The sequence below is a fragment of the Streptomyces sp. NPDC059037 genome, assembly GCF_042740015.1.
Classification (GTDB): Bacteria; Actinomycetota; Actinomycetes; order Streptomycetales; family Streptomycetaceae; genus Streptomyces.
Genome location: NZ_JBHYIG010000460.1, coordinates 1 through 4,357 on the forward strand (window position 1 = coordinate 1; position 4,357 = coordinate 4,357).

The 4,357-nt window shown below is 67.8% G+C and carries 4 protein-coding genes; all 4 read left to right on the top strand.

Features of this window, described 5'->3' with window-relative positions:
* The first annotated feature begins 115 nt into the window (after window positions 1–115).
* From ACFWY6_RS44505 to ACFWY6_RS44520, 4 genes are read left to right on the top strand one after another with little or no spacing between them, the layout of a single operon-like run.
* Entirely contained in the window at window positions 116–1,045 is a 930-nt protein-coding gene (locus ACFWY6_RS44505; protein WP_360767861.1) for an ABC transporter permease, read from the top strand.
* Window positions 1,038–1,994 (top strand): ABC transporter permease, encoded by a 957-nt coding sequence (locus ACFWY6_RS44510; RefSeq protein ID WP_384703358.1) that lies wholly within the window; start codon window positions 1,038–1,040, stop codon window positions 1,992–1,994. The genes ACFWY6_RS44505 and ACFWY6_RS44510 overlap by 8 nt, the downstream gene beginning before the upstream one ends.
* Window positions 1,995–2,005: 11 nt before the next feature.
* Entirely contained in the window at window positions 2,006–3,067 is a 1,062-nt protein-coding gene (locus ACFWY6_RS44515; RefSeq protein WP_384703361.1) for an ABC transporter ATP-binding protein, read from the top strand.
* Window positions 3,060–4,226, top strand: coding sequence for an ABC transporter ATP-binding protein (locus tag ACFWY6_RS44520; protein ID WP_384703364.1), 1,167 nt, complete (start codon window positions 3,060–3,062; stop codon window positions 4,224–4,226). Before ACFWY6_RS44515 ends, ACFWY6_RS44520 begins: the two co-directional genes overlap by 8 nt.
* Window positions 4,227–4,357: the final 131 nt, after the last annotated feature.

The following is a 4,357-nucleotide window of genomic DNA, read 5'->3' on the forward strand; positions in this document are numbered from 1 at the left end:
TACCCCCCCCCCCCTGTGGCATATCACGAGGTGGCGCGCGGCCCCCGGACCCGCCCCCCCCCCCGCCCCCCCGGGGGGGGCGCAGCGGGCGGCTCCGGATTGGACGGAGGCACCAATGGGGCGCTATGTCGCGCGGCGACTGCTCCAGATGATCCCGGTCTTCATCGGGACAACCCTGTTGATCTTCATCATGGTCAACGTGCTCCCCGGCGACCCCGTACGGGCGCTGTGGGGCGACAAGCCGCCGGACCCGGCACAGGTGGCGCAGATTCGCCACGACCGCGGTCTGGATCTGCCGCTCTGGCAGCAGTATCTGCACTACATGGGCGGCCTGCTGCAGGGAGACTTCGGCAAGACCATCGCCGGTAACCGGCCGGTCCTCGACGAGATCACCCAGGCATTCCCGGTCTCGATGCGACTGGCCTCGATGGCCTGGACGTTCGAGCTCATCGTCGGCATCACGCTGGGCGTCCTTGCCGGCATCAAGCGCGGCCGGTTCGTCGACAACACGGTCACGCTCTTCACGCTCCTGGTGATCTCCGTACCGATCTTCGTGGTCGGTCTGCTGTGCCAGCTGTTCTTCGGCAATGAACTGGGCTGGATCACGCCCACGGTTCAGGACTCGGAGAACATGGGCCAGCTGCTGGTGCCGGCGATCGTGCTCGGCATGGTGGGCCTCGCCTATGTGGCGAGACTGACCCGCACCTCGATCGCCGAGAACCGGCAAGCGGACTACATGCGCACCGCGGTGGCCAAGGGCCTTCCCCGGCAGCGCATCATCACCCGGCATCTGCTGCGCAACTCGCTGATCCCCGTGGTGACTTACCTCGGCACCGACGTCGGCACCCTGATGGGCGGCGCGGTCATCACCGAGGGCATCTTCAACGTGACGGGCGTCGGCAACCTCCTCTTCCAGGCTCTCGCCCGCCGTGAGGGCGCGGTCATCGTCGGTGTCGTCACCGTCCTGGTGCTCGTGTACCTCGCAGCCAGCCTGATCGTCGACCTGCTTTACGCGGTCCTGGACCCGAGGATCCGTTATGCCTGACCTCACCAAGACCACGGCCACGGACGAGAAGACCGCCGTGACGCCCGACATGACGGACGCGGCCGCGGCCGGTCCCGCACCGGGCAAGCCGCGAAGCCTGTGGAACGACGCGTGGCGCGAGCTGCGCCGCAATCCGCTCTTCGTGATCTCCGCGATCCTGATCGCGATCCTGATCGTCATCGCGGTCTTCCCCGGCCTCTTCACCGACGCGAACCCGGAGTCCGGCGACCAGGTCAATCACTTCCTGGGCAAGCCCGAGCTCAGCAAGTTCTTCCAGGAGGGCTGGTTCGGCTACGACAGGGTGGGCCGCAGCATCTACGCCCGCGTCGTCTTCGGAGCGCGCAACTCGATCCTCGTCGGCGTCGGCGTGACCGTCCTCGTCACCCTCTTCGGCGGACTGTGCGGCATGCTCGCGGGCTACTTCGGCGGTTTCTGGGACAGCCTCATCTCCCGGCTCACCGACGTGTTCTTCGGCATCCCGTTCCTGCTCGGCGCCATGGTCGTCCTGAACGCCTTCACCGACCGCACCGTCTGGGTCGTCATGGGCGCGCTGGCCTTCCTCGGCTGGACGCAGATCGCCCGCGTGATGCGCGGCGCGGTGATCACCACCAAGCACGCCGACTACGTGGTGGCGGCCCGCGCGCTCGGTGCCGGGACGAAGCGGATCCTGTTCCGTCACATCCTGCCGAACGCGCTGGCTCCGGTGATCGTCGTGGCGACCATCTCGCTCGGTACGTACATCGTGGCCGAGTCGACGCTGTCGTACCTGGGCCTCGGTCTCGGTGACGGCGCCATCTCGTGGGGCGGCGACATCTCCGACGCGACGCAGGACATCCGGAACAACCCGCACACGCTGTTCTTCCCGGCAGGAATGCTGAGTATCACGGTGCTGGCGTTCATCATGATGGGTGACGCCGTACGCGAAGCCCTCGACCCGAAGCTGCGCTGAGGGAGGCGTAAATGACCAGCATCGACATCAAGGAAGACTCGGTTCCCGCCCCCCGCTCGGGTGAGGAAAAGAGCGGCAGGCTGCTGGACGTCAAGGACCTGCACGTCGAGTTCCACACCCGCGAGGGTGTCGTCAAGGCAGTCAACGGCGTCAACTACAGCGTGGACGCGGGCGAGACGCTCGCCGTGCTCGGTGAGTCGGGCTCCGGCAAGTCGGTCACCGCCCAGGCGATCATGGGCATCCTCGACATGCCGCCCGGCAAGATCCCGCAGGGCGAGATCCTCTTCCGCGGCCAGGACATGCTGAAGATGTCCAACGAGGAGCGCAGGAAGATCCGCGGCCGCAAGATCGCGATGATCTTCCAGGACGCGCTGTCCTCGCTCAACCCCGTTCTCTCGGTGGGCTATCAGCTCGGCGAGATGTTCCGGGTGCACGACGGCATGAGCCGCAAGCAGGCCAAGGCCAAGGCCATCGAACTGATGGAGAAGGTCAAGATCCCGGCCGCCAAGGAGCGGGTGAACGACTACCCGCACCAGTTCTCCGGCGGTATGCGCCAGCGCATCATGATCGCGATGGCGCTCGCCCTCGAACCGGACCTGATCATCGCGGACGAGCCCACCACGGCGCTCGACGTGACGGTCCAGGCGCAGGTCATGGATCTGCTCGCGGAGCTGCAGCGCGAGTACAACATGGGGCTCATCCTCATCACCCACGACCTCGGTGTGGTCGCGGACGTGGCCGACAAGATCGCGGTCATGTACGCGGGCCGGATCGTCGAGACGGCCCCGGTCCACGAGCTCTACAAGCGCCCCGCGCACCCGTACACGCGCGGTCTGCTCGAGTCGATCCCGCGGCTCGACCAGAAGGGCCAGGAGCTCTACGCGATCAAGGGCCTGCCGCCCAACCTGCTGCACGTCCCGTCCGGTTGTGCCTTCAACCCGCGCTGCCCCAAGGCGCAGGACATCTGCCGTACGGACATCCCGGCCCTGGTGCCGGTGAGCGAGCAGGACGGCGCGGAGCTGCCGGGCCGCGGCAGCGCGTGCCACTTCTGGAAGGAGACGATCCATGGCTGAGCCGACGAAGGCTTCGAAGCTCTCGAAGACGGACGAGCCCGCCGACGCCACCCCGAACGTCTCCGACGTGGAGACGGTCGCCGCGGCGACGGCCGAAGAGGCCGTGGCGGCGATCGAGGCGCCGGTCGAGCGCGGCGAGCCGATCCTCCAGGTGCGCAACCTGGTCAAGCACTTCCCGCTCACGCAGGGAATCCTGATCAAGAAGCAGATCGGTGCGGTCAAGGCCGTCGACGGCATCTCCTTCGACCTCTACCAGGGCGAGACGCTGGGCATCGTGGGCGAGTCGGGCTGTGGCAAGTCCACGGTCGCCAAGCTCCTGATGACGCTCGAACGCGCCACGGCCGGCGAGGTCTTCTACAAGGGCCAGGACATCACCAAGCTTTCGGGGCGCGCCCTGAAGGCGGTGCGCCGCAACATCCAGATGGTGTTCCAGGACCCGTACACGTCGCTCAACCCCCGTATGACGGTGGGCGACATCATCGGGGAGCCCTTCGAGATCCACCCCGAGGTGGCCCCGAAGGGTTCGCGCCGCCAGAAGGTCCAGGACCTCCTGGACGTGGTGGGCCTGAACCCGGAGTACATCAACCGCTACCCGCACCAGTTCTCGGGCGGCCAGCGCCAGCGCATCGGCATCGCGCGCGGTCTGGCGCTCAACCCCGAGATCATCATCTGCGACGAGCCGGTCTCGGCGCTCGATGTGTCGGTGCAGGCGCAGGTCATCAACCTGATGGGGAAGCTGCAGGACGAGTTCAACCTCTCCTACCTCTTCATCGCGCACGACCTGTCGATCGTCCGGCACATCTCGGACCGCGTGGGCGTGATGTACCTCGGCAAGATGGCGGAGATCGGCTCGGACGAGCAGATCTACGAGCACCCGACGCATCCGTACACGCAGGCGCTGCTCTCCGCGGTGCCGGTGCCGGACCCGGAGGCGCGCGAGGGCCGCGAGCGGATCATCCTCACCGGTGACGTCCCGTCCCCCGCGAACCCGCCCTCGGGCTGCCGCTTCCGCACCCGCTGCTGGAAGGCGGAGGCGAAGTGCGCGGAGGAGATCCCGCTGCTCGCGATCCCGCAGCGGTTCGCGGGCCAGGACACTCCGGCGGCGCATGAGTCGGCGTGTCACTTCGCGGAGGAGAAGGACGTCGTGCACGCGGCGTGAATCTCCACGGACGTACCTGATGCGTACGTGAACGGGGGCGGGGGGGGGGGGGCGGGGTGTGGGGGGGGGGGGGCGCGGCGGGGCGCGGGGCTCCTGCAGCGTCCGCCCCCCCACCCGCCCCCCCCGCGCCG